Source organism: Spirillospora sp. NPDC048823, assembly GCF_043198445.1.
Classification (GTDB): Bacteria; Actinomycetota; Actinomycetes; order Streptosporangiales; family Streptosporangiaceae; genus Spirillospora.
This window is the reverse complement of record NZ_JBICUT010000006.1, coordinates 60,955-84,943: the sequence shown is the minus strand read 5'-3', so window position 1 is coordinate 84,943 and position 23,989 is coordinate 60,955. Positions and strand designations below refer to the sequence as shown.

Annotated in this window: 20 protein-coding genes; 13 read left to right on the top strand and 7 right to left on the bottom strand. The window is 70.9% G+C overall.

Annotated elements, in window-relative coordinates:
• The first annotated feature begins 42 nt into the window (after positions 1-42).
• From tsaB to tsaD, 3 genes are read left to right on the top strand one after another with little or no spacing between them, the layout of a single operon-like run.
• Positions 43-723 carry a tRNA (adenosine(37)-N6)-threonylcarbamoyltransferase complex dimerization subunit type 1 TsaB gene (gene tsaB, locus ACGFK0_RS16000; protein ID WP_392905329.1) on the top strand — a complete coding sequence of 227 codons (681 nt, stop codon included), beginning with the start codon at positions 43-45 and terminating at the stop codon, positions 721-723.
• Positions 724-743: 20 nt separating this feature from the next.
• Complete coding sequence (gene rimI / locus ACGFK0_RS15995; RefSeq protein WP_392905974.1) at positions 744-1,214, top strand: ribosomal protein S18-alanine N-acetyltransferase; 471 nt, start codon at positions 744-746, stop codon at positions 1,212-1,214.
• Complete coding sequence (gene tsaD, locus ACGFK0_RS15990; protein ID WP_392905327.1) at positions 1,211-2,245, top strand: tRNA (adenosine(37)-N6)-threonylcarbamoyltransferase complex transferase subunit TsaD; 1,035 nt, start codon at positions 1,211-1,213, stop codon at positions 2,243-2,245. Before rimI ends, tsaD begins: the two co-directional genes overlap by 4 nt.
• Here tsaD and ACGFK0_RS15985 read toward each other — a convergent pair.
• The 3 genes from ACGFK0_RS15985 to ACGFK0_RS15975 all read right to left on the bottom strand — a co-directional run bounded on the left by ACGFK0_RS15985 (position 2,242) and on the right by ACGFK0_RS15975 (position 6,940).
• Positions 2,242-3,186 (bottom strand): phosphotransferase family protein, encoded by a 945-nt coding sequence (locus tag ACGFK0_RS15985; protein WP_392905324.1) that lies wholly within the window; start codon positions 3,184-3,186, stop codon positions 2,242-2,244. The genes tsaD and ACGFK0_RS15985 overlap by 4 nt on opposite strands.
• A gap of 211 nt (positions 3,187-3,397) precedes the next feature.
• Positions 3,398-5,047, bottom strand: a complete 1,650-nt coding sequence (locus tag ACGFK0_RS15980; RefSeq protein ID WP_392905322.1) for a hypothetical protein — start codon at positions 5,045-5,047, stop codon at positions 3,398-3,400.
• A 672-nt stretch (positions 5,048-5,719) separates the two neighbouring features.
• The gene (locus ACGFK0_RS15975) at positions 5,720-6,940 is read right to left on the bottom strand and encodes an SAM-dependent methyltransferase (RefSeq protein WP_392905320.1); all 1,221 of its coding nucleotides are present in this window, start codon (positions 6,938-6,940) and stop codon (positions 5,720-5,722) included.
• A 242-nt stretch (positions 6,941-7,182) separates the two neighbouring features.
• Here ACGFK0_RS15975 and groES point away from each other — a divergent pair, with 242 nt between their 5' ends.
• The 4 genes from groES (at position 7,183) to ACGFK0_RS15955 (ending at position 11,131) form a co-directional block, all read left to right on the top strand.
• Positions 7,183-7,494, top strand: coding sequence for a co-chaperone GroES (gene groES, locus ACGFK0_RS15970; protein ID WP_205717442.1), 312 nt, complete (start codon positions 7,183-7,185; stop codon positions 7,492-7,494).
• Between the two features lie 85 nt (positions 7,495-7,579).
• The gene (gene groL / locus ACGFK0_RS15965) at positions 7,580-9,205 is read left to right on the top strand and encodes a chaperonin GroEL (RefSeq protein WP_392905317.1); all 1,626 of its coding nucleotides are present in this window, start codon (positions 7,580-7,582) and stop codon (positions 9,203-9,205) included.
• Between the two features lie 406 nt (positions 9,206-9,611).
• Positions 9,612-10,199 carry a sigma-70 family RNA polymerase sigma factor gene (locus tag ACGFK0_RS15960; protein WP_392905973.1) on the top strand — a complete coding sequence of 196 codons (588 nt, stop codon included), beginning with the start codon at positions 9,612-9,614 and terminating at the stop codon, positions 10,197-10,199.
• Positions 10,196-11,131, top strand: coding sequence for a hypothetical protein (locus ACGFK0_RS15955; protein WP_392905314.1), 936 nt, complete (start codon positions 10,196-10,198; stop codon positions 11,129-11,131). Before ACGFK0_RS15960 ends, ACGFK0_RS15955 begins: the two co-directional genes overlap by 4 nt.
• 21 nt (positions 11,132-11,152) lie before the next feature.
• Here ACGFK0_RS15955 and ACGFK0_RS15950 read toward each other — a convergent pair whose 3' ends face one another.
• The gene (locus ACGFK0_RS15950; protein ID WP_392905312.1) at positions 11,153-11,542 is read right to left on the bottom strand and encodes a DUF5319 domain-containing protein; all 390 of its coding nucleotides are present in this window, start codon (positions 11,540-11,542) and stop codon (positions 11,153-11,155) included.
• 231 nt (positions 11,543-11,773) lie between these two features.
• Here ACGFK0_RS15950 and guaB point away from each other — a divergent pair, with 231 nt between their 5' ends.
• The 3 genes from guaB to ACGFK0_RS15935 all read left to right on the top strand — a co-directional run bounded on the left by guaB (position 11,774) and on the right by ACGFK0_RS15935 (position 16,570).
• The gene (guaB, locus tag ACGFK0_RS15945) at positions 11,774-13,270 is read left to right on the top strand and encodes an IMP dehydrogenase (protein WP_392905310.1); all 1,497 of its coding nucleotides are present in this window, start codon (positions 11,774-11,776) and stop codon (positions 13,268-13,270) included.
• Between the two features lie 353 nt (positions 13,271-13,623).
• A complete protein-coding gene (locus ACGFK0_RS15940) occupies positions 13,624-14,739 on the top strand; it encodes a GuaB3 family IMP dehydrogenase-related protein (protein WP_392905971.1) in 1,116 nt (371 codons plus the stop codon).
• A 97-nt stretch (positions 14,740-14,836) separates the two neighbouring features.
• Complete coding sequence (locus ACGFK0_RS15935) at positions 14,837-16,570, top strand: glycerol-3-phosphate dehydrogenase/oxidase (protein WP_392905307.1); 1,734 nt, start codon at positions 14,837-14,839, stop codon at positions 16,568-16,570.
• A 138-nt stretch (positions 16,571-16,708) separates the two neighbouring features.
• On the opposite strand, the gene ACGFK0_RS15930 is transcribed toward ACGFK0_RS15935, so the two are convergent.
• The gene (locus ACGFK0_RS15930) at positions 16,709-17,356 is read right to left on the bottom strand and encodes a TetR/AcrR family transcriptional regulator (RefSeq protein ID WP_392905305.1); all 648 of its coding nucleotides are present in this window, start codon (positions 17,354-17,356) and stop codon (positions 16,709-16,711) included.
• Positions 17,357-17,635: 279 nt separating this feature from the next.
• Between ACGFK0_RS15930 and ACGFK0_RS15925 the strand changes: the two genes are divergently transcribed.
• Positions 17,636-19,216: a succinic semialdehyde dehydrogenase gene (locus ACGFK0_RS15925; protein WP_392905303.1), complete on the top strand. Its 1,581-nt coding sequence runs from the start codon at positions 17,636-17,638 to the stop codon at positions 19,214-19,216.
• 9 nt (positions 19,217-19,225) lie between these two features.
• Positions 19,226-20,977 (top strand): FAD-dependent oxidoreductase, encoded by a 1,752-nt coding sequence (locus tag ACGFK0_RS15920; protein ID WP_392905300.1) that lies wholly within the window; start codon positions 19,226-19,228, stop codon positions 20,975-20,977.
• 155 nt (positions 20,978-21,132) lie between these two features.
• On the opposite strand, the gene ACGFK0_RS15915 is transcribed toward ACGFK0_RS15920, so the two are convergent.
• Positions 21,133-22,035 carry a zinc metalloprotease gene (locus ACGFK0_RS15915; RefSeq protein ID WP_392905297.1) on the bottom strand — a complete coding sequence of 301 codons (903 nt, stop codon included), beginning with the start codon at positions 22,033-22,035 and terminating at the stop codon, positions 21,133-21,135.
• Between the two features lie 147 nt (positions 22,036-22,182).
• Here ACGFK0_RS15915 and ACGFK0_RS15910 point away from each other — a divergent pair, with 147 nt between their 5' ends.
• On the top strand, positions 22,183-22,914 hold the full coding sequence (locus ACGFK0_RS15910) for a DNA alkylation repair protein (protein ID WP_392905295.1): 732 nt from the start codon (positions 22,183-22,185) through the stop codon (positions 22,912-22,914).
• Here the strand turns inward: ACGFK0_RS15910 and ACGFK0_RS15905 are convergent.
• Positions 22,902-23,861: a zinc metalloprotease gene (locus ACGFK0_RS15905; protein WP_392905292.1), complete on the bottom strand. Its 960-nt coding sequence runs from the start codon at positions 23,859-23,861 to the stop codon at positions 22,902-22,904. The two genes, ACGFK0_RS15910 and ACGFK0_RS15905, sit on opposite strands and share 13 nt — an antisense overlap.
• Positions 23,862-23,989: the final 128 nt, after the last annotated feature.

Sequence of the window (23,989 nt, the reverse complement as noted above, 5' to 3'; positions counted from 1 at the left end):
GGGCGGTTCCGCGGCGGGCTCTGACCTGTAGGCTTTCAACCCGTGCTGGTCTTGGCTTTCGATACCGCGACCGCCGCGATCACCGTGGCGCTGTACGAGTGGACACCGGGTGAAGGCGCCGTCCCGCGTGGCGTGGCCGAGGCGGTCGACCGGCGCAGACACACCGAGCTGCTCACCCCGTCCATCGCGGGGGTAATGGCGGAGGCCGGGGCGGCGGCGGGTGATCTGAGCGCGATCGCCGTCGGAGTGGGGCCGGGGCCCTACACGGGGCTTCGGGTCGGGCTCGTCACCGCCCGCTCCATGGGGGAGGCGCTGAGCATCCCGGTGCACGGCTTCTGCACGCTGGACATCATCGCGTGGGCGACCGGCAGGGTCGAGCCGTTCGCCGTCGCCACGGACGCCCGCCGCAAAGAGGTCTACTGGGCGCGGTACGACACGTGCGGCGCGCGCGCCACCGGGCCTGCCGTGGGGCCGCCGTCCGACGTGCTGGACGGGGCGCCCCCCGGGCTCCCCGTCGTCGGTGAGGGCGCGGCCCTTTACCCGGACGTCCTCGGCGGTTCGGAGCACGAGCCGCTGCTGCCGACCGCCGGTGCGCTGGCGGAGCTGGCCGTCGCGCGCCTGGCCGGGATGAAGGGACCGGAGCTCCTGCCGCCCGAGCCCCTCTACCTGCGCAGACCGGACGCCAAGGAGCCGGGGCCGCGCAAGAGGGTGACGCGGGCGTGAGCGGAGTCGTCCTGCGAACGATGACCGGCGCGGATCTGCCGGCCGTCCACCTGCTGGAGCAGTCGCTGTTCCCCGAGGACGCGTGGAGCGCGGAGATGCTCAACGCCGAGCTCGCCGACCAGCCGCGGACGCGGCACTATGTCGTCGCGGAGGCGTCCGGCGGCGACATCGTCGGCTACGCCGGCCTGGCCGCGGCCGGTGGGCAGGCCGACGTGCAGACCATCGGGGTCCGCGCCGACCAGCGGGGGAGCGGCGTCGGGGCCGCGCTGCTCACCGAGCTGCTGGACGAGGCCGTCCGCCGCAACAGCGAGGCGGTGTTCCTGGAGGTCCGCGCCGACAACGACGGGGCCCGCCGGCTCTACGAGCGGTTCGGCTTCGACAAGGTCGGTATCCGCAGGCGCTACTACCAGCCTTCGAACGTGGACGCGATCGTCATGTGCCGCAAGCTCCGCACCCGTCCGCCCATGGGGTTCAGTAGGGAGAGAAAGTGATTCGGGACGAGCCGCTGGTCCTCGGCATCGAGACGTCGTGCGACGAGACCGGCGTCGGCATCGTCCGGGGCAAGACGCTGCTCGCGGATGCCATCGCCTCCAGCGTGGACCAGCACGCCCGGTTCGGCGGCGTCGTGCCGGAGGTCGCGTCGCGCGCGCACCTGGAGGCGATGACACCGACCGTCGAGCGGGCGCTCGCGGACGCCGGCGTCGCGTTCACCGACGTGGACGCGTTCGCGGTGACGGCGGGCCCCGGCCTGCCGGGCGCGCTGATGGTGGGTGTGGCCGCCGCCAAGGCGTACGCGCTGTCGCTCGGCAAGCCGCTGTACGGCGTCAACCATCTGGCCGCTCACGTGTGCGTCGACCAGCTCGAACACGGCCCGCTGCCGAAGCCGTGCGTGGCGCTGCTGGTGTCCGGCGGCCATTCGTCGCTGCTGCTGGTGCCGGACGTGGCGGCGGACGTCCGGTCGCTCGGCAGCACGGTGGACGACGCGGCGGGCGAGGCGTTCGACAAGGTCGCGCGCGTCCTCGACCTCGGCTTCCCCGGCGGCCCGATCATCGACCGGATGGCCCGCGACGGCGACCCGGCCGCGATCGCGTTCCCGCGCGGGAAGTACAAGGACGGCACCTACGACTTCTCGTTCTCCGGCCTGAAGACGGCGGTGGCCCGCTGGGTGGAGGCCAGGGAGCGCGCCGGCGAGCCGGTCCCGGTCTCGGACGTGGCGGCGTCGTTCCAGGAGGCCGTCGTGGACGTCCTGACGCAGAAGGCGCTGAAGGTCTGCAAGGACAACGGCGTCCACGACCTCCTGATCGGCGGCGGCGTCGCCGCGAACTCGCGGCTGCGGGCCCTCGCGGCGGACCGCTGCGAGGCCGCCGGCATCCGCCTGCGCGTCCCCCGCCCGAAGCTCTGCACCGACAACGGCGCGATGGTGGCCGCGCTGGGCTCAGAGCTCGTCACCTCGGGCGCCGCCCCGTCCGACCTTCGGCTTCCCGCCGACTCCAGCCTCCCCATCGAGGCCATAACCCTTTAACACTGCGCCAGGAGCTGGGCCAGGTAGTCCTCGTAGAGGGGGACTTCGGCTTCGTCCAGGGCGCGGTTGTCGTCTTCGGGGAGCAGGTCCAAGAGGGTGCGGATGTCCCAGTAGGGGTCGTGTGGGTAGCCGCCGGAGACCTGGTCGAAGATGGACAGGAAGCGGTCGGCGACCGGCGGTCCGTAGCGGAGGGCCAGTCCGCGGCGCATGCGGGCGATGTCGACGGCGATGGGCCCGGACGAGGTGTCGGACCAGTCGACGACGCCGGTGAGCCTGCCGTAGGACCAGAGCGTGTTGTCGGCGTGGTAGTCGCGGTGGATGAAGCGGACGGGTGAGTCGGGGGCGGGGCGGGCGGCGACTTCGTGGGCGCGTTCCCACAGGCCGGGACGCAGGGCGTGCTTGGGCGGGAGCCGCACGTCGAGCCGGTTGTGGGGGACGTACGGCGGCATGGTGGACGCCCCGTTCAGGGCGTGCACCGGCAGCAGCGCGGCGGCCAGCTGGATGAGGTATTCGGGCAGGTCGTCGGGCGACGGGCGCGGCGGGTGGCCGGTGAGCCGGGTGACGAGCAGGGCGGGGACGTCGCAGTAGGCGCCGGCGGGGTCGGCGGCGACGAGGGCGGGGGTGGGGATCTCGCAGCCGGCGAGCAGGGCGAGCGCGGCGATCTCGCGTTCGGGGGAGAACTCGGTGGCGCTGTAGCGGCGGCGCCGCCCGGGCGCCGGGCCGCGGGGCGTCCAGCGGCGCAGGACGAGGCGGTGGGGGCTGCCGGAGCGGCTTTCGACGAGCAGGGCGTGGTTGGCGTGGGCGGTGCCGCCGGGGAGCGGCCGCACCATCCGGACTTCGGCGCCCTTGCCGAGGCACTCCTCGACCCACCGCAGGGTGGCGTCGCCGGGTGGGGTGCCGGTCGTGAGGCAGGGAGCCGGTGTGTGGGTCACCTGATCCATGAAAACGGATTCCGAAGAGTATGGGGAGTGATTTTATGAAGACGGAACGTAACAAAAAGCACGTCATCGCGCTGTGGCGAACAAACACCTTCGGTCGCCGCGGTGCTTTGCCGGACAAACTTCGCGGATTCCGCGGGGTATCCACCTGCCGGACGGGAACCGGGCGCGGACCGGGTGGGCCCGCCGACGGCGGCCCACCCGGCGGTGCCGGTCAGTCCTTGCTCTCGCGGCGGGGGCGCAGCAGTGCCTCGGCGAGGGCGAGCATCGTCTCCTCAAGTGTGGACAGCCGCTTGAGCACGTCCTCGTGCACCGCGTTGACCTGCTTGGAGACATCGTCGTGGACGCCGTCGACCTTACGGCCGACCTCGTCCTCGACGTGGGAGAAACGCTTGGCGAACTCGGCCGCCGCGGCCTCCGCCCGCCGGCCCGCCTCGTCCTGCATGCCTTCCACGCGCCGCGCGAACTCGTCGTGGACGCCGCCGACCTGCCTCGCGACGTCCTCCTGCATGTTGCCGACCTGCTTGGCGACGTCCTCGTGGATGCTGCCGACCTGCCGCGTGACGTCGGTGTGGATGTCGCCGATCCGCTTGCCGAAGTCATCGTGGACGCCGCTGACCTGCCGCGACACCTCGTGGTGAACGGACTCGACCTGCTTGGTGACGTCGGTGTGCACCGACTCGATGCGGCGGGAGACGATGTCGACCTGCGTGGTGAACTCCTCCAGCGCGCCGTCGACCCGCTTGGCGACCTCCTCGTGGATGCCCTCGATGCGCTTGCGGACGTCGTCGTGAACGTCCTCGAACCGCTGGGAGAACTCGTCCATGCGCTTGGCGACGTCGCTGTAGGCCGTCTCGGCGATCTGCGACATGGTCGCCTTGACCTCGTCGCGGTCGGGCCGGGCGCGCAGCTCCTCGATCAGCGGGTCGACCGCGTCGGCGAGGTGCTTCTCCAGCGCGTCGAACCGGTCGCCGTACTCGGCCGCCGGACGCTGGGCGATCTCGTTCAGCAGCCGGTGCAGCTCGCCGATCTCCAGCGTGGCGGGAAGCCTGCTGATCCGCTCGCCGACGCCGTCGATGCGGCCGTCGATGCCCTCGAACCGGCCGTCGAGGCCGTCCATCTTGCCGGACAGCCCTTCGAGCCGGCCGTCGACGCCGTCCAGCCGCCCGTCCAGCCCGTCGAGCCGGCCGCCGACGCCCTCCACCCGGCCGCCGACCGCCTCAAGCCCCTGCTCCATCCGCTCGGCCATCTCGCCGAGCGCCTGGTCGACCCGCGCCGTGACGCCGTTGATCGAGTGTTCGAGCCGCTCGGACCGGTGGCCGAGTTCCGCCAGCGACTTGTCGAGCCGGTTGAAGCGGACGGAGGCGGCCTCCATGCTGCCCTGGAGCTTGTCGAGCCGCTTCGTCATCTCGTCCATGCGCTGCGACGCCTGCTGCGTGGCGTCGGTGATGTGCTGCGCGGAGTCGAGGACGGCCTGGATGCGGGTCAGGCCCTCGTCGACGTTCTCGGCGACGACGCCGACGTCGGCCCACAGTGCGGGCAGTTCGGCGACGGGCTTGACCCGGTCGCCGAACGCCTCGATGTGCTCGGCCAGCCCCTCGGCCCATTCCGGGGGTTTGCCGGCCAGCTCGTCGACCTGCCCGCGGACGCTGTCGAGCTGCCCGGTCAGCCCGGTGAGCTCCCGCTCGCGGACCTCGCGGAGCAGCCACTCCATGCCTTCCAGCCGCTGGCGAATCTCGTCGAGGACCTGACCCTGTGAGCGCTGTTCATAGACGTGGTCCTGCGCCGCACGGGCGAGCAACTCCCGCATCCGATCCGAGACCGGTTGACCCCCCGTCTGCAGGAAGTTGTGATTCGTTTCCACCCGATGCTCCTTCGTGTGCCGGCGCGAGAAATGACGCACGGCAATGAATCTCTGGAGACGCCACTGTAGTGCGTGTGGACAGTGCCTATAACGGGTAGCAGAGAACGTAGCGAGTTCTGTGGAATGCACCGGTTATCCGGCTGGGGCGGATAGCGAATGATCCCCCGGGCGCGCGGGAATTTACCGCTTCGCGGCCATCGGGGAAGATCGTGGGGATGTGCTCGGCGACCGGGGCTGGACGGGACGGTGTCCGCCCGGTGTTCTGTCCGTACATCTCGTCCAACATCGGCAGTTCGCGAACACGGAATGAATACGCGGCGGCCGACACGTGTGCACGGGACGTGATGCCCCCCGGCGGGAATCGGGCCATTTTGATGACGCATTCGGGGGTGCCGAAGTCCCCCTCGCTGAACCTGCCTTGGTGTTTCCGCCGCAGCCGCCTCCGGCGAAACGATTCACCGGCCGCGTCATGTCCTTGCCGGGTGCCCGCAATCCATGGTGACCGCAATGCCGGAAAGCGCGAATGATTTGCACGGCCGTGGCGCGTCGCCCGCTTCCGCTTGGCGTTGCCCCGCCGCGGGGAAGATCTTTGGACTCGATCCGCGCCCGGCCCCGCTCCGGGCGGGTCAGCCCCTCGGGGCGGGCAGGGTCGGCCCCTCGGGACGGTGTGGGTCAGCTCCGCGGGACGGGGTGGGTCAGGAGGGCGACCGGGTCGCGTCCCACGCGGGTGAGCACCAGCGTCAGCCCGGGGGCGCCGCGGGCCGCGCGGCGCCCGGCGAAGCCCAGGTCGCGGCGCAGGCGGTCGACGTCGATCGCCGAGCCGCGCTTCTTCACGGTGAGCACCCCTGTGCCGCGGCGGCGCAGTTCCGCGCGCAGGCGCTTGACCGAGAACGGCAGGACGTCCTCGACCTCGTAGGCCGACGCGAACGGCGTGGGGCGCAGCTCGTCGGACGTGACGTACGCGATGTGCGGGTCGGCCAGCCCGCCGCCCACCTGGTCTGCGACCTCACCGACGAGATGGGCGCGGATCACGGCGCCGTCGGGCTCGTACAGGTAACGGCCCCAGGCGCGCACGTCCGGGTCGTCATGGCCTTGGGGAGTGAGCGTCCACATCTGCGGATCGAGGTCGGAGGAGAGCAGGGTGGCTCGGCGGCGCACGTCCCCGGAGAGCGCGCCGAGCCACAGGGCCGCTTCCTTGACATCGCCGCCGAGCGAGACCCACTCTGCTTCGGCGCCGTCCGGGACGGCCTCATGCGGTATCCCCGGCGCGACCTTCACGCAGGCGGTGGGTACCCGGCGGGCCAGATCCAGGACGACGTCGAGTGGCGGCTCATAGGAGCGGGGGTCGAAGACCCGGCCTCGTGCAGTGCGCCGCCCAGGATCGGCGAACAGCGCATCGAAGCCGTCCGGGTTCTCTTCGGTCGCGTCCCCCACGCGTACGGAGGCGAGGTCGTCCAGCCCCAGGGCGGTGATGTTCGCCTTGGCCACCTCAGCGGTCAGCGGGTCGAGTTCCACACCTTCTCCGGCGAGGCCCTTCCGCGCACGTGCGATGAGGTCCGCTCCTATCCCGCACCCCAGTTCCAGCACACGCGCGCCGGGAAGACGGTCGGCGAACCGCCGGGCACGGTGTGAGGCCACGCTGGCGCGGGTCGACTGCTCCAGCCCCGTCTGGGTGAAGTACATGCGGCGGGCGTCGTCACCGAACTTGGCCCGGGCCCGCTCACGCAGCCGCACCTGGGTGAGCGCCGCCGAGACGAGCGCGGGGTCGTGCCGTTCGCGTAGCCGGGACGCGGTCGTGAGCAGCGCGTCCTCGCTCACGTCCAGACCGGACGTCTCGCTGAGCAGCGCCTGGCCCGCCGGTGACTCCAAAGCTCGGAACGACGCGATGTCCATGGTGGGAAAGTTAGCTTCCGGTGAACGGGGAGCGGCAGGTGCCGTGTGCGCCCGTGTCCGTGTTGACGGGGTACCGGGCACGGAATAGTCTCCATGACTGGCACTCTCCTAGCTAGAGTGCCAACACAGCGACAAGGTCGGTCTGGCACCCGCGACGGCAGGCCGGTCCAGGGTCGCCTCTCTGTCACATGTGCTGGCCGGTCCACCGTGGCCGGCCGAGGACCAATCGAAGGGGAGGTCAGATCGTGACGACCGCCACCAAGGTTGTTCTCAAGCCGCTTGAGGACCGTATCGTCGTCCAGCCGCTTGAGGCCGAGACCACCACCGCGTCGGGCCTGGTGATTCCGGACACCGCCAAGGAGAAGCCCCAGGAGGGCACCGTCCTTGCCGTTGGCCCGGGTCGCGTCGACGACAAGGGCGAGCGCGTCCCCGTCGACGTCAAGGTCGGCGAGGTCGTGCTCTACAGCAAGTACGGCGGCACCGAAGTCAAGTACAACAACGAGGACTACCTCGTCCTCTCGGCCCGCGACGTGCTCGCGGTCATCGAGAAGTAATCACCGAGACGTGATGCACCCGCCCCGGTCGGCGCCGCCTTCAGCGGGGCTGCCGGGGCGGATCGCGTGAAAGAGGAGTATCCGCATGGCGAAGATCCTGGAATTCGAGGAGGACGCTCGCCGGGCTCTTGAGCGCGGCGTCAACGCTCTCGCGGACGCCGTCAAGGTGACGATCGGCCCGCGCGGCCGCAACGTCGTCATCGACAAGAAGTTCGGCGCGCCGACGATCACCAACGACGGCGTGACCATCGCCCGCGAGGTGGAGCTGGAGGACCCCTACGAGAACCTCGGGGCCCAGCTCGCCAAGGAAGTGGCGACCAAGACCAACGACATCGCGGGCGACGGCACCACCACGGCGACCGTCCTCGCGCAGGCGATGGTCCGCGAAGGCACCCGCAACGTGGCGGCCGGCGCCTCGCCGCTCTCGCTGAAGCGCGGGATCGACGCGGCCGCCCAGTACGTGTCCGACCAGCTCCTCAAGTCGGCCCGCGAGGTCGAGGAGAAGGGCGAGATCGCGCACGTGGCGACCATCTCCGCGCAGGACCCGCAGATCGGCGAGCTGATCGCGGAGTCGTTCGAGAAGGTCGGCAAGGACGGTGTCATCACCGTCGAGGAGGCCCACACGATGGGCCTGGAGCTGGAGTTCACCGAGGGCCTCCAGTTCGACAAGGGGTACCTGTCGCCGCACATGGTGACCGACCCCGAGCGCATGGAGGCCGTCCTGGAGGACGCCTACGTGCTCATCGTGGACGGCAAGATCTCCAACGTGCAGGAGTTCCTGCCGCTGGCGGAGAAGGTCGCCCAGACCAAGAAGCCGCTGCTCGTGGTGGCCGAGGACGTCGAGGGCGAGGCCCTGGCGCTGCTGGTCGCCAACAAGATCCGCGGCACGTTCACGTCCGTCGCGGTCAAGGCGCCGGGCTTCGGCGACCGACGCAAGGCGATGCTGGGCGACATGGCCACCCTGACCGGCGGCCAGGTCGTCAGCGAGGCCATCGGCCTCAAGCTCGACTCGATCGGGCTGGAGGACCTCGGCCGCGCCCGCCGGATCACGGTCACCAAGGACGCCACCACCGTCGTCGACGGTGAGGGCTCCGCGGACGAGATCACCGCGCGGATCAACCAGATCAAGGTGGAGATCGAGAACTCCGACTCCGACTGGGACCGCGAGAAGCTGCAGGAGCGGCTGGCCAAGCTGGCCGGCGGCGTCTGCGTGCTGCGCGTCGGCGCCGCCACCGAGGTGGAGCTGAAGGAGAAGAAGCACCGCCTCGAGGACGCCATCTCGGCGACCCGCGCGGCGATCGAGGAGGGCATCGTGGCCGGCGGCGGCAGCGCCCTGGTGCACGTCGCCGCCAAGGGCTTCGACACCCTCGGCCTGTCCGGTGACGAGGCCACCGGCGCGGAGGCCGTCCGCCGCGCGCTGGACGAGCCGCTGCGCTGGATCTCCGAGAACGCCGGCCAGGAGGGCTACGTCGTGGTCTCCAAGGTGCGGGGGCTGGACGCGGGCCACGGCTACAACGCCGCCACCGACGAGTACGGCGACCTGATCGCGCAGGGCGTCATCGACCCGGTGAAGGTGACGCGCAGCGCGGTCACCAACGCCGCCTCGATCGCGGGCATGCTGCTCACGACCGAGGCGCTCGTGGTCGACAAGCCGGAGGAGCAGGAAGAGGCCGCCGGCGGCCACGGTCACGGCCACGGGCACGGCCACTGAGTTCTGAGGTCGCCCGGCCGGGCGGGCGTGCGGTTCATCCCGTCTCGTCCCGTCAGGAGAACGCTGACAGACCCCCGTCCATCCGGGCGGGGGTCTTGTCGTGTGTCGACACTTGAGCTGTAGCGAGCTCAATGAGCTGTTTCTGGCTGTTTCAGCCTTTTTGAGACGAAAGCGGCTAGATGAATCCAGGAACTCAACGAGGTCGGCCGACAGCGATGTGTAGTTTCGCCAGGATTGCTCCAGCACTGTGACCATTCCGTTGTAGAGGACGGTGCAGACACGCCCGGGAGTGCTGGGCATCATGCTTGACGTGACCGAGGGAAGCTACGCCGGGACCATGGCCGCGCGCGCTATCGACCCCTCGGGAGGGCCCGGCCCTCCACCGTCCCACGACACCGGCCGTGGGATCCGGGTGCTGCGCGCGGCACAAACGGGTGACGGCGACCTCAAAGAGCTGACGAACCTCGCCGTCCAGGGCGACCCGGGGGCCATCGAAGTCCTCATCGGCGAGGTGCGCCCCATGATCGTCCGGTACTGCCGGGCCCGGCTCGGACGGGTCTCCGGCCAGTACCACATCGCCGACGACGTGGCCCAGGAAGTCTGCATCGCCGTCCTGTCCGCCCTTCCCCGCTACCGGGACATGGGGCGGCCCTTCGCGTCCTTCGTCTTCGGCATCGCCGCCCACAAGATCGCCGATGCGCTGCGCAGCGCGGTCCGCGCGGCCGTGCCCACCGAGGACCTTCCGGACGGCCCCGACGACCGGCCCGGGCCCGAGGAGACGGTGGTCCGCTACATCGAGGCGCAGCGCGCCCGCGACCTGCTGACGCGCCTTCCCGACCACCAGCGCGAGCTCGTGCTCCTGCGGGTGGTGGCGGGCCTGTCGGCCGAGGAGACCGGAAATGTGCTGGGCATGTCCGCGGGGGCGGTACGGGTCGCGCAGCACCGGGCGCTGGCCCGGCTCCGGGCGATGGCGAGAGAGGAGTCGATCGCTTGACGGAGCGCGGCCCCTTCACCGGCCTGCGCGGCGCCCCGGACCCGGCCGACCCTCCGAACCCCGGCGATTCCGGCGCGCCCGCGAGCCGGTCGCAGGCCGCCGCCCTGCCCGCGGATCTGGCGGCGGTACGCCGTACCGACGCCATCATCGATTCGCTGGCGGCGTGGCGCGCTGCCGGCTCGGCGCCGCGTTCCGCCCCCGGCCCGGCTGACCGTCCCGGCGGCGACCGTTCCGAGGGCGACCGCGCCGAGGCCGGACGCCCGCGCCAGGCCGACGACCCCGACCCGGCGGTGCGGCTGCTGCGCGCCCTGATCGCCGACGTGGACGACCCGGGCTCCGAAAGCGGCGCCGGTTCCGAAGCCGGTCCCGGAGCGGCCCCGCCACGCCCGCCCGCGCCGTCCGGCCCCGGCGGCCCACGGCGCCGCGGCCGCGGCACGATCGTCGCGCTCGGCGTGGCCGGGGCCGTCCTCGCCAGTACCGGCGTCGCCGCGGCGGGCAGCGGGGCGACCGACCATCCGTCCGCCGCTCCGGCCGCTCCAGGCACCACCGCCTCCTCCGATGCCGCCGACGACACGGAGAAGACCGTCCGCGCCGACACCGACGCCGGGACCTACGAGCGCCCGCGGCCACCCGTCCGGCCCGCCCCGGAACCGGAACGGCGGGGACCGGCGCCGACGCCGTCCGGCGACCCCGGCGACCCCGGGGACCCCGGGGACCGGGAGGCCAGGCCGCGGCCGAGGCTTCCGTTCCCGTTCGGGCCGCGCCCCCGCCACCCGGACACCCCGTCCACGACCATCTACTCCACCCCCGCCGCCGGGACGGACGGCGCCTCCGACGACGACGGCGACATCGGCCGCCAGATAGACGACATCCGCAGACGCACCCAAGAACGCATGAACCGGCACCAGAACCCCTACAACCGCGACGACTGATCGTGCGCGCCGACGGGCCGGTCAGTTCTCGTCGCGGCCCTCTTCGCTGTCGATCACGCCGTCGACGTAGCCTCGGGCGTACTCCCAGCTGACGTAGTCGACGGGGTCGGGGGCCAGGGCGGGCTCGTGCACGCGGGGGAGGCCCTCGTCGAGCAGGTGGCGCAGGTTGCCGTGCAGGAGATCCCAGTCGATGTAGTGGAGCCTGCCGCAGTCACCGCAGTCGACGGTGAGCCCTCGCACCCCGAGCGGCTCCAGCAGTGCGCGGAAGACCTCCAGGTCGGCGAGGTCGGCCAGCACGTCCTCGCGCTCCGCCACGCTCAGCGGAGCGGCCTCTTCACCGGGGTCGCCGAGCGACGCCGCCGGGTCCTCCGGGTCTCCGGCGAACGGGTCGAGCGGAGCATCGTCGTGCACACCACCCACGCTACTGCCTGATGCCCGGGGCGGTGCACCCCCGGTCTTCTCCGTGCGCGAACGATCACAGAAAGTGGGAATGCACGGCGCCGTCCCGCTTGTTGCGTGATGTCATCAAGACCACGCGCCCGCCGTGTGCAACACCCGGCCCCGGCGGCGGCCCACGCTCTACCATGGGAACAGGGTCGCCGTGACCTGGCTCGATGCCTCCACCACTACGGGAAGGTAGTCATGAATCCCGCCGCCGAGCCCGACAAGTTCCTCCCGCAGGGCCTGACCTTCGACGACGTGCTCCTGCTGCCGGGCTACTCCGACCTTCAGCCCGGCGAGGCCGACACCACGACCCGGCTGACCCGGGGCATCACGCTGCGCATCCCGCTCGCCTCGGCGGCCATGGACACGGTGACCGAGGCCCGCACGGCGGTCGCGATGGCGCGGCAGGGCGGCATCGGCGTCCTGCACCGCAACATGTCGATCGAGGAGCAGGCCGAGCAGGCCGACCGGGTCAAGCGCTCCGAGGCCGGGATGATCACCAACCCGGTGACGTGCCTGCCGGACGCGACGCTCGCCGATGTCGAGGAACTGTGCGCCCGCTACCGGATCTCGGGCGTGCCGGTCACCGACGTACGAGGCGTCCTGGTCGGCATCGTGACCAACCGGGACATGCGCTTCGAGTCCGACCTGTCCCGTCCGGTCCGCGAGGTCATGACGGCGATGCCGCTGATCACGGCGCCCGTGGACGTGACGCGCGACGAGGCGTTCCGCCTGCTGCGGGGCAACAAGGTGGAGAAGCTCCCGCTCGTGGACGCCGACGGGCGGCTCAAGGGCCTCATCACCACCAAGGACTTCACCAAGAGCGAGCAGTACCCCCACTCCACCAAGGACGCGGACGGCCGGCTGCTCGTCGCCGCGGCCGTCGGCGTCGGCGAGGACGCGATCCGCCGTGCCCGCGCGCTGATCGAGGCCGGCACCGACGTGATCATCGTGGACACCGCGCACGGCCATTCCAAGGGCGTCGCCGACACGATCGCCGCGATCAAGGCCAATGCGGCCGTCGAGGTCGTCGGCGGCAACGTCGCCACCTACGCGGGCGCCCAGCTCCTGGCGGACGCGGGCGCCGACGCCGTCAAGGTCGGTGTCGGGCCCGGCTCGATCTGCACCACCCGCATCGTCGCCGGCGTCGGCGTCCCGCAGATCACCGCGATCTTCGAGGCGGCCCGCGCGGCGAAGGAGGCCGGTGTCCCGGTGATCGGCGACGGCGGCCTGCAGCACTCCGGTGACATCGCCAAGGCCCTCGTCGCGGGCGCCGACACGGTGATGCTCGGCAGCCTGCTCGCCGGTGTCGAGGAGTCCCCCGGCGAGCTGATCTTCGTCCACGGCAAGCAGTACAAGTCGTACCGGGGGATGGGCTCGCTCGGCGCGATGCGCAACCGGGAACGCGGCGCCTCCTTCTCCAAGGACCGTTACGCGCAGGCCGACGTCAGCAGCGAGGAGAAACTGATCCCCGAGGGCGTGGAGGGCCAGGTGCCCTACCGCGGCCCCCTCGCCAACGTCGCGCACCAGCTCATCGGCGGCCTGCACCAGTCCATGTGGTACGCGGGGACGCGCACGATCCCCGAACTCCAGGAACGCGGCCGGCTCATGCGCATCAGCCCCGCCGGCCTCCGCGAAAGCCACCCCCACGACATCCAGATGACCGTAGAGGCGCCCAACTACCAGGGCCGCTGAACCCGCTGAACCCGCTCCCCGCCCCGGCGGCCGGCAAGGCCCGCGCCGCCGCGCCGGGGCGCGTGGACGGTGGCGGCCATGGACGGCGGCGCCATGTCGCGGGCGGCCACCGCGCCGCGCGCGCGATGTGTACCGCGCCCGGCCGGCCCCAAGGTCGGGCGGCTCCAGTGTCGGGCGGTTCCGGTTTCCCTTGGGGGCGGCGTGTGTGCCGTGGCCGGTGGGGGCTGACGTAAGCTCTTCGGGGCTTGTTCCTGCGGTCGGCGGGAACACCGAGCGGGGGCCGTGCACGGTGATCCGCTCGGGACGAGCCGGGCCGTCGGGCAAGGAAGAGGAAGGGCGCAGTGGCTGCTGAGGTGGAGATCGGCCGGGGCAAGAGCGGCCGCCGGGCGTATGCGTTCGACGACATCGGCATCGTGCCGTCCCGCCGGACGCGCGATCCCGAGGAGGTCAGCGTCGCCTGGCAGATCGACGCCTACCGGTTCGAGATGCCGCTGGTCGTCGCGCCGATGGACAGCGTCGTCAGCCCCGCCACCGCGATCGCGGTCGGGCGGCTCGGCGGCCTCGCCGTCCTCGACCTCGAAGGGCTGTGGACCCGCTACGAGAACCCCGAGCCGCTGCTCGCGGAGATCGCGTCGCTGGACGACGTGCGCGCCACACAGCGGCTCCAGGAGATCTACACCGAGCCGATCAAGGAGGAGCTGATCGGCCGCCGGATCCAGGAGATCCGCGAGGCGGGCGTCACCGTGGCCGCGCGGCTGTCGCCGCAGCGCACCGCCCAGTTCCACAAGGCCGTCATCGACGCGGGCGTCGACCTGTTCGTGATCCGCGGCACCACCGTGTCCGCCGAGCACGTGTCGGGACGCGCCGAGCCGCTGAACCTGAAGCAGTTCATCTACGACCTCGACGTACCCGTGATCGTCGGCGGCTGCTCCACCTACACGGCGGCGCTGCACCTCATGCGCACCGGCGCCGCGGGCGTGCTGGTCGGGTTCGGCGGCGGGTCCGGGCACACCACCCGGACCGTCCTCGGTGTCGCGGTGCCGATGGCGACGGCGGTCGCGGACGTCGCCGCCGCCCGCCGCGACTACATGGACGAGTCCGGCGGACGCTACGTCCACGTGATCGCCGACGGCGGCATGGTCAACAGCGGCGACATCGCCAAAGCGTTCGCCTGCGGCTCCGACGCCGTCATGGTCGGCTCGCCGTTCGCCCGCTCCACGGAGGCGCCGGGACGCGGCTACCACTGGGGCAGCGAGGCCCACCACGGCGACGTCCCCCGCGGCACCCGCCTCGAAATCGGGACGATCGGGACGATGGAGCAGATCCTGCATGGTCCGTCACATGTCGCGGACGGGTCGATGAACCTGATCGGGGCCCTGCGCCGCGCGATGGCCACGTCCGGCTACACGGAGTTGAAGGAGTTCCAGCGGGTACAGGTCGTGGTGGCTCCCCGCCGGTCCACCGACTGAGATCGAACCACCGCGGATTCGGTCGTTCCCGGGGTGGACCCGTCCCTACCCTTGGGTAGGAAAGCTCGGAAACAGAACCGCTGTGGGGGGAATCGCGATGACGGGATCACCTGTGACAGGCCTTGGCAGCTCCCGCCTCGGCCCCGCCGAGCGCGCCGCGGCGCTCGACCACATGGCCCGTGAGGAGTTCGACGTCGTCGTGGTCGGCGGCGGCATCGTCGGCGCGGGCGCCGCGCTCGACGCCGCCACCCGGGGTTTGTCGGTCGCCGTGGTCGAGGCGCGCGACTTCGCGTCCGGCACGTCGTCCCGCTCGTCCAAGCTGATCCACGGCGGGCTGCGCTACCTGGAGCAGTACAACTTCGACCTCGTCCGGGAGGCCCTGACGGAACGCGGTCTGCTGCTGCAGCAGATCGCCCCGCACCTGGTGAAACCCGTCCCGTTTCTACTGCCCACCACGCACCGCGTCTGGGAGCGCGCGTATCTCGGCGCCGGCGTGGCGCTGTACGACGTGCTCGCGTTCCAGATGGGCAGCACTCGCGGCGTCCCCCACCACCGGCACCTCAGCCGGCGCGGCGCGCTGCGGCTCGCGCCGTCCCTGCGCAAGGACTCCTTCACCGGCGCGATCCAGTTGTGGGACGCGCAGGTCGACGACGCCCGGTTCGTCATGACGGCCCTGCGGACGGCGGCCGAGTACGGCGCGCAGATCGCGTCCCGCACCCAGTGCCTCGGTTTCCTGCGCGAAGGCGAACGCGTCACCGGGCTGCGCATCCGCGACCTTGAGGGGAACACGACCAGCGAGGTCCGCGCCAAGCAGGTCGTCAACGCCACCGGCGTGTGGACGGACGACATCCAGGAACTCGTCGGCGGCCGCGGGCAGATCCACGTGAAGTCGTCCAAGGGCATCCACCTCGTCGTCCCCAAGGACCGCATCCACTCCGCGACCGGGATCCTCCTGCGCACCGAGAAGTCCGTGCTGTTCGTCATCCCGTGGGGCCGCCACTGGATCATCGGCACCACCGACACCGCCTGGGACCTCGACAAGGCCCACCCCGCCGCGTCCAAGGCCGACATCGACTACGTCCTGGACCAGGTCAACAGGGTCCTCAACACCCCCCTCACCCATGACGACGTCGAGGGCGTCTACGCGGGCCTCCGCCCCCTCCTCACCGGCGAGACAGAGGAGACGTCGAAACTCTCCCGCGAACACGTTGTCGCCCACCCCGTCCCGGGCCTCGTCCTCGTCGCGGGCGGCAAGTACACCACCTACCGCGTCATGGCCAAGGACGCCATCGACGCCGTCGCCCACGGACTCGACGGCAAGATCCCCGAATCCTGCACCGACCGCGTCCCCCTCGTCGGCGGCGACGGCTTCCAGGCCATGTGGAACGCCCGGCACCGCCTCGCGACCCGCTCCGGCCTCCACGTCGCCCGCATCGAGCACCTCCTGGGCCGCCACGGCACCCTCGTGGACGACCTGCTGGAACTGATCTCCGAGAAGCCCGACCTCGCCAAGCCCCTCACCGGCGCCGACGACTACCTCCGCGCCGAAGTCGTGTACGCCGCCACGCACGAAGGCGCCCGCCACCTCAACGACGTCCTCGCCCGCCGCACCCGCATCTCCATCGAAACCTGGGACCGCGGCCTCGGCGTTGTCCAGGAGGCCGCCGACCTCCTCGCCCCCGTCCTCGGCTGGTCCAAGAAGCAGCGCGACCGCGAAATCGAGTACTACCGCAAGCGCGTGGAAGCCGAACGCGCCTCCCAAAGCCAGGATGGCGACCAGGAGGCCGACGCCCACCGCCGAGGTGCCCCCGACATCGTTCCGACCGCCTAGCAGTTCCCTTGGCGTCGGGCCTTGGAGGCCCTCCTTCGGCGGGAACTGCGGTGCGATCGCTGCATCGCTCCGGACTCGCCTGGCGGCTCGCTGCGCGATCAGGTTCTTGCTCGCTCGCGTGGGCTGAGGGGCGTTGGATCAGGCTTGTTCGCGGCCGAGCATGAGGCTTTTGCCGGTGGCGTAGAGGTCGGCGGGGACTCGGGCCGGGTCCAGGAGGTGCTGGAAGGCCAGGCCGAAGTCGAGGGCCAGGGCCAAGGTCGCGCGTTCGTCGGGGGGAATCTCGCCGGTGGTCTCCAGTTCGCTCGCCATCCGGGCGCGGCGTTCGGCGTACCAGTCGGCGATGCGCCAGCCGGCGGCGTAGTCGCGCATGCCGTAGAGCCAGAACTCGACCAGGAGCAGGGCGAGGCGGCGGGCGTGGTCGTCGGTGTCGCGGCGGGGCGAGGAGCGGGCGGTGTGGTCGATGTCCTCCTCGGCTGCGCGGAGTTCGTCGCAGACGTCGACGTTGCGGTCGGTGGTGAAGCGCTCCATCAGCGCGAGCAGAAGGTCGGTCTTGCCCGCGAAGTTGGAGTAGACGGCGCCCTTGGTGAGCCCGGCGGCCGCCGCGATGTCGTCGAGTGAGGCGCCGTGGATGCCGTGGTCGGCCCAGAGTCGTTCGGCGGCGGTGAGTAAGGCGGTGCGGGTCTGCGCGCGGCGGTCGCGGCGCGGTGGGACGCCGCCGCCGGACGGGCGCGGGGGGCGGGGCGCGCCCGCCGTGTCACCCTCGGGCCGATGCACGCGGTCCGTCATATGGTGCTCCCCTTTTGTGTACGGCGTCCCGCGGTTCCGGGCGCGGCAGCGGACGCCCGGCGGCGGGTCGCGCGCCGAGATTCTCCTCCTGCTCTTCGGAATACACCGATCGGACATGGTCAGTCCCCCGGTTGTACAACTTCGCCTGCCTTGGAACGGTCCGTTCGGCAGTGGATCATCAGTGCGGGACGGAAAACCGGGAGGTGTGCGGCAAACCACCAGAACCGGAGCGTTACCTGCGGGTAGTCAAAAGTGGCCAGGGGGTCATACGCTGCCGGTATGGCATCCCCGACGGTCCCTGCCAAAGGCGTGGCAGAGCACAAGCTCCCCCAAACTCTGATTGACCGGCTGGCCTCGCATGTCGCCTCGGGCGGCGCCGACACCACGACGATCCCCACCCCGTTCACCGGTGAGCCCCTCGCGACCGTTCCGATCTCCGGCGCCGACGACGTCCGCGCGGCGTACGAGCGGGCGCGGGAGGCGCAGCGGGCGTGGGCGCTGCGGCCGGTGCGCGAGCGGGTCAAGCCGTTCCTGCGGCTCGCCGACGCCCTGGTCGACCGGCGCGAGGAGATCCTCGACGTCATCCAGCTGGAGACCGGCAAGGCCCGCCGCCACGCGCTGGAGGAGTTCCTGGACGTGGCGCTGTGCTCGCTCTACTACGCCCGGCGGGCCTCGAAGCTGCTGAAGCCGAGGCGCAGGCAGGGCATGATGCCGGGCGTCACCCGCGTGCGGGAGCTGCGGCACCCGAAGGGCGTCGTCGCCCTGATCGCGCCGTGGAACTACCCGTTCGCGCTCGGCGCCAGCGACATCGCGCCCGCGCTGATGGCGGGCAACGCGGTGATCCACAAGCCGGACACCCAGACGTGCCTGTCCAGCCTGTGGGTACTGGACCTGCTGATCGAGCTCGGCCTGCCGCGTGACGTGTGGCAGATCGTCGTCGGCGACCCGGCCGAGATCGGCGACCCGCTGATCGACAACGCCGACTATGTCTCGTTCACCGGGTCCACGCGCGGCGGCAAGGCCATCGCGGAGCGGGTCGCGCCGCGGCTCGTGGCGTACTCGCTGGAGCTCGGCGGCAAGAACCCGATGATCGTGATGCCGGACGCCGACGTCGAGCGCACCGCGCGGGGCGCCGTCCGTGCCTGCTTCACCAACGCCGGGCAGCTGTGCATCTCGATCGAGCGGATGTACGTCCACGAGGACATCTACGACCGGTTCGTCCCCCGGTTCGTCGAGGTCGTGAAAGACATGAAGCTCGGCACCGGCCTGGACTTCGACGCCGAGATGGGCTCCCTGACCTACCAGCGGCAGCTGGAGGCGGTGACCCGGCACGTTGACCAGGCCGTCAAGGAGGGCGCGACCGTCCTCGCGGGCGGCAAGGCCCGTCCGGACGTCGGGCCGCTGTGCTACGAGCCGACGATCCTCGCCGACGTCAGCGGCGACATGGACCTGTGCGCGAACGAGACGTTCGGCCCGGTCGTCGCCGTCTACAAGTACAAGGACGAGGACGACGTCGTCGCCCGCGCCAACGACACCCCGTACGGGCTGAACGCGTCGGTGTGGACGAAGAACACGTCGAACGGCCGCCGCCTCGCCGCCCGCATCCAGGCGGGAACCGTCAACATCAACGACGGGTACGGCGCGGCCTACGCGTCCTACGACTCCCCGATGGGCGGGATGAAGCAGTCCGGGGTGGGACGCCGCCACGGCTCCGAGGGCCTGCTGAAGTTCACCGAGGTGCAGACCGTCGCGAGCCAGCACTTCATGGACCTCGAACCTCCGGGCTCCATCGGCTACGACAGGTTCGCCGGCTTCATGGCGAACGGCATCAAGCTGATGAAGAAGCTGCGGATCAAGTAGGGAACGCCCATGAAGCATGACTTCGACGTGCTCGTCGTCGGGTCCGGGTTCGGCGGCAGCGTGTCGGCCCTGCGGCTGACCGAGAAGGGCTACCGGGTCGGCGTGATCGAGGCGGGCCGTCGCTTCGACACGAACCCGTCCGGAGCGCCCGGATCCCGGTATCCGGAGCTGCCCAAGACGAACTGGCGCGTCGCCCGCTACCTGTGGGCCCCGGCGCTCGGCCTCACCGGTATCCAGCGGATGCACCTCATCCGCGGCGCCAAGTCGAGCCGGGTGATGGTGCTGGCGGGCGCCGGTGTCGGCGGCGGGTCGCTGAACTACGCCAACACGCTGTACGTCCCGCCGGAGCCGTTCTTCAAGGACCGGCAGTGGGCGCACATCACCGACTGGCAGGACGAGCTGGCGCCCCACTACGAGCAGGCGAAACGCATGCTCGGCGTCGTCCAGAACACGACGACGACCGCCGCCGACGAGGTCATGAAGAAGGTCGCCGACCGGATGGGCAAGGGCGACACCTTCGTCAAGACACCCGTCGGCGTCTACTTCGGCCGTGGCGCGGGCATCGAGAGCGCGGATCCGTATTTCGGCGGGACGGGCCCGCGCCGCCGCGGCTGCCTGGAGTGCGGCGAGTGCATGGTGGGCTGCCGCCACGGCGCGAAGAACATGCTCACGGAGAACTACCTCTACCTGGCCGAGAAGGCCGGCGCCCGCGTGATGCCGCTCAGCCGCGTCACGTCGGTCACGCCCCTGCGCGGTGGAGGGTACGAGGTCGAGATCGTCCGGACCGGCTCGTTCGGCCGCAACCGCAAGACGTTCACGACCGAGCAGGTCGTGTTCGCCGCCGGTACGTACGGCACGCAGAAGCTGCTGCACAAGCTCAGGTCGACCGGCGCGCTTCCGCGGCTGTCGGACCGGCTCGGCGCGCTGACCCGCACCAACTCCGAGGCGATCCTCGGCGGCGGCCGCCGCAACGGCAGGCCCGGCCCCGACTTCTCCGAGGGCGTCGCGATCACGTCGTCGTTCCATCCGACGCCGGACACGCACGTCGAGCCCGTCCGCTATGGGCGCGGCTCGAACCTCCTCGCCGGCCTGCAGACCCTCCTCGTGGACGGCGACCGGCCGGGCGAGAGGCACAGCCCCCGGATCCTGAAGTTCGCCCGCGAGGTCGTCCGCCGCCCCCGTGACCTGGTGCAGCTGTTCGACGTCCGGCACTGGTCCGAGCGGACGGTGATCGCGCTCGTCATGCAGACCCGCGACAACTCGATCACCCTGCGGCCGAAGAGGGGCCCGTTCGGCTGGGACGTCCGCGCGTCCGCCGGCCACGGCGAGCCCAACCCGACGTGGATCCCCGAGGGCCATGAGGCGACGCGCCTGATCGCCGAGGAGATCGGCGGCATGCCCGGCGGCTCCTGGGGCGACCTGTTCGACGTCCCGATGACCGCGCATTTCCTCGGCGGCTGCGCCATCGGCGACTCCGCCGAGTCCGGTGTGATCGACGCCTACCATCGCGTCTTCGGGCACCCCGGCCTGCACATCGTGGACGGTTCCGCGGTCTCCGCCAACCTGGGCGTCAACCCTTCGCTGACCATCACCGCCCAAGCGGAGCGTGCGATGTCGTTCTGGCCGAACCGGTCCGAGGACGACCCTCGCCCCTCCCTGGGCAACCCGTACCGCCGTGTCGCCCCCGTCGCGCCGAAGAACCCGGTCGTTCCCGCCGGCGCCCCCGCCGCCCTCAAGCTGCCGATCGTCGACATCACCTGACACGGCCGCCCCCTTCCCGGACTCGACTCTTCGGATTGTCGAGTCCCGGGGACGGCGTCGGCACTAGAACGCGATTCTGTGGAAAATCGGCGGCGAACCCGCCGCCGCACGGGCATGAACACCCGCGCCCGGGGGCGCGGGTGTTCAGTGGCGGGTCAGGCGCGGTAGGCGGACCACTGGGCTTGCATGCGGTCGGCCTGGCCTGGGGTGAACTCGTACATGCAGGCGTCGTAGCTGTAGTCCATGAAGTTGTGGACGGGGTCGGCTCCGGTGGAGGAGCAGGTGTCGCGGCCGGTCGGGCAGCCGGAGGCGGGGCTCTGTTCGGCGGGGGTGTCGGAGACGCGGTCTCCCTGGCCGCGGCAGCCGCCCTGGAACGTGTGGTACAGCCCCATCCAGTGGCCGACTTCGTGGGTGCCGGTGTCGCCTTCGTTGTAGTTGCCGATCGAGCCGCCCGGAAGGCTCTGGTAGTGGACGACGACGCCGTCCATGCTGGGCTGGGAGCGGTAGCTGCTGGGGAACGTGGCCCAGCCGAGGAGGCTGCTGCCCAGGTCGGCGGTGTAGAAGTTGAGGTCTTGTGCGTTGCCGGCATGCAGGGCGTTCTTCATCTGGCGTTCGTTGCCCTGTGGGTTGGAGAACCAGGACGCGTTGTTCGTCCGTTTGATCTCCGAGAGCGTGAACGAGATGCCGCTGCCGGCGTAGGCGTCGTTGAGGACGTCGAGTTGCCGGTTCAGCGTCGCGTCCGAGACGTTGCCCGCGCTGCCGTACACGACGTGGAAGTGCACGCGGACGGTGATGGCCGCGGCGGCGCGAGTTGTCCTCAGACTGCTGATGCGGTTCTGGAAGTCCTTTTCCATCGCGGCGATCTGGGCCGTCCCGGGCTGGTTCCGTTCGGTGATGTGGGCACCGGCGCGGACGCGGGCGTCGGCGGGCTGGTCGGCGCATTCGGAGGATGGCGTGGACGTGGCGGGAGGCGCGGACGGGGCGGCTTGGGCGGCGGGCGCGTACGCCGTGAAGACGGCGAGCATGCCGAGGACGGTGGCGATTCCGGCGCGGTTCATGGAACTCCTTGGGGGCGGCGCGAGCGGGGGAGCGCGCGCAAGGGAGCGGAGTCATCGCTGGATTTAGGGTGAATGCCAATAGGGGTGTTGTCTTTAGCAAACCTGGACGAATCTGGCGCCCGGGTGTGGCGGCGTAGCGTGTTCCGCATGGTTGTGGAGGGCGAGGCGGCGCGGGTCCTGGCGGAACTGCGGGCGCAGGGCGATCCGGTGCGGGCCGAGAATGAGAAGCGCTACCTGAAAAGCGACTTCGTGCACATCGGTGTGCCTGTGCCGGCGGTGCGCAAGGTGGCCGTGTCGGCGGTGAAGGCCCTGCCCACGCGGGACGAGGTGCTCGCTCTCGCCGAGGCCCTCTGGGGTGTGACCCAGGAGGGACGTCCCGTGCATGAGGCTCGTATGGCGGCGATAGAGGTGCTCGTCAAGCGGGCGGCGCTGCTGGGGCCAGGCGACCTGGCGTTGGCTGAACGGTTCGTCCGCGACTCGGCGAGTTGGGTGTACGTGGACGGCGTCGCGGAGAAGGTCGTCGGCAGGCTGGTCGTCCGGTACCCGGACCTGGGGACGGCACTGGACGCATGGGTCAGCGACCCCTACATGTGGATGCGGCGCACGGCCGTACTGGCTCTGCTGGCGGGCGTGCGGGTGGGCGAGCCCGATCTAGGCCGGATCGACCGCTTCGGGGACGCGCTGATCGGCGAACGCGAGTTCTTCATCCGCAAGGCCCTCGGGTGGGTGCTGCGGGAGTTGTCCAAGAAGGACCCGGGCTGGGTGACCGAGTGGGTCGAGGCGCGGATCGCGGTCATTTCGGGAGTGACGCTCAGGGAGGCCGTCCGGCGGCTTCCCGGAGAAGACGCCGAACGGCTGCTCGCGGCTCAGCGGCGGTAGGCCTGCCACACCTTGTGCATGCGTGAGCCCTGGCCGGCGGTGAAGGACGTCATGCACGTGTCGTAGCTGTAGTCCATGTAGTTGTGCACGGGGTCGTCCCCAGGTGAGAGGCAGGTGTCCTTGCCGGTCGGGCAGCCGTTCGTGGGGTCGCGCTGGGCCGGGGTGTCCGCGACCCGGTCGCCTTCGCCGCCGCAGCCGTCCTGGAACGTGTGGTAGAGCCCGAGCCAGTGGCCGACCTCGTGTGTGGCGCTGAACCCCTTGTTGAAGTTCTCGATGGGGCCGCCGGGCATGCTGCCGTAGTGGATGGTCACGCCGTCCATCTTGGGCTCGGACTCGTACTTCCAGGGGAACGTCGACCAGCCGAGAAGGTCGCCGCCGATGTAGGCGCTGTAGAGGTTCAGGCTGTCCTTGCCGCCTTCGCGCAGCCTCGGCTTGTACGTCCTCTCGTACCCTTCGGGGTCGTTGAACCAGGCCGCGTTGTCCGTACGGCTCACGTCGCGGAGTTCGAAGGAGATACGGGTGTCGGCGCCGCCGTTCCGGCCGCCGTAGGAGGCGTTCAGCGTACTGATCTGGCGCTTGACCATCGCGGTGGACACATTGCCCCTCGCGCCGTTGTGAAGCACGTGGAAGTAGACCGGAATGCTGATCCGCGGTGCGGCGCGGAGGTCGGTGGCGGCCGACCGGCCGTCCGTTTCACCGGGCGGGCGCAGGCCCAGGTCGTCCAGTATCCGGTTGAGGCGCTGCTCTACGGTGGCGGCCTCCGCGGGGGTCAGGTCGTTCTGCCGGTGGCCGTGCTCGTGGCCATGCGGCCCTGGCCGCAGCCGTGCTTCGGCGTGCGCGCAGTCGTCCAGGCGTGCGGTCGCCGGGCCCGCGGTCGCCGGGGGCGGCCCGGACGGCATGGCGGGGACGAACGCGGCGATCAGGGCGGCGGCGGCGAGCAGCTTCACGGCACTCCTAAGGAGGATGTCGCGGACGGGAACCAGGCGAGCACAAGGCGTCACCAACAGGTATCAGAGCGGAGTGGTCCGGGGAGTGTGATCAAGGTAAATGGATGCCGACCGTTATCGGTCAATCG

Coding starts and splice junctions, on each gene's coding strand:
- ACGFK0_RS15975 (WP_392905320.1), bottom strand. CDS start 6,940: ATGGACATCGCGTCGTTCCGAGCTTTGGAGTCACCGGCGGGCCAGGCG.
- guaB (WP_392905310.1), top strand. CDS start 11,774: ATGAATCCCGCCGCCGAGCCCGACAAGTTCCTCCCGCAGGGCCTGACC.
- ACGFK0_RS15935 (WP_392905307.1), top strand. CDS start 14,837: ATGACGGGATCACCTGTGACAGGCCTTGGCAGCTCCCGCCTCGGCCCC.
- groL (WP_392905317.1), top strand. CDS start 7,580: ATGGCGAAGATCCTGGAATTCGAGGAGGACGCTCGCCGGGCTCTTGAG.
- ACGFK0_RS15920 (WP_392905300.1), top strand. CDS start 19,226: ATGAAGCATGACTTCGACGTGCTCGTCGTCGGGTCCGGGTTCGGCGGC.
- ACGFK0_RS15925 (WP_392905303.1), top strand. CDS start 17,636: ATGGCATCCCCGACGGTCCCTGCCAAAGGCGTGGCAGAGCACAAGCTC.
- ACGFK0_RS15915 (WP_392905297.1), bottom strand. CDS start 22,035: ATGAACCGCGCCGGAATCGCCACCGTCCTCGGCATGCTCGCCGTCTTC.
- rimI (WP_392905974.1), top strand. CDS start 744: ATGACCGGCGCGGATCTGCCGGCCGTCCACCTGCTGGAGCAGTCGCTG.
- ACGFK0_RS15930 (WP_392905305.1), bottom strand. CDS start 17,356: ATGACGGACCGCGTGCATCGGCCCGAGGGTGACACGGCGGGCGCGCCC.
- ACGFK0_RS15985 (WP_392905324.1), bottom strand. CDS start 3,186: ATGGATCAGGTGACCCACACACCGGCTCCCTGCCTCACGACCGGCACC.
- ACGFK0_RS15910 (WP_392905295.1), top strand. CDS start 22,183: ATGGTTGTGGAGGGCGAGGCGGCGCGGGTCCTGGCGGAACTGCGGGCG.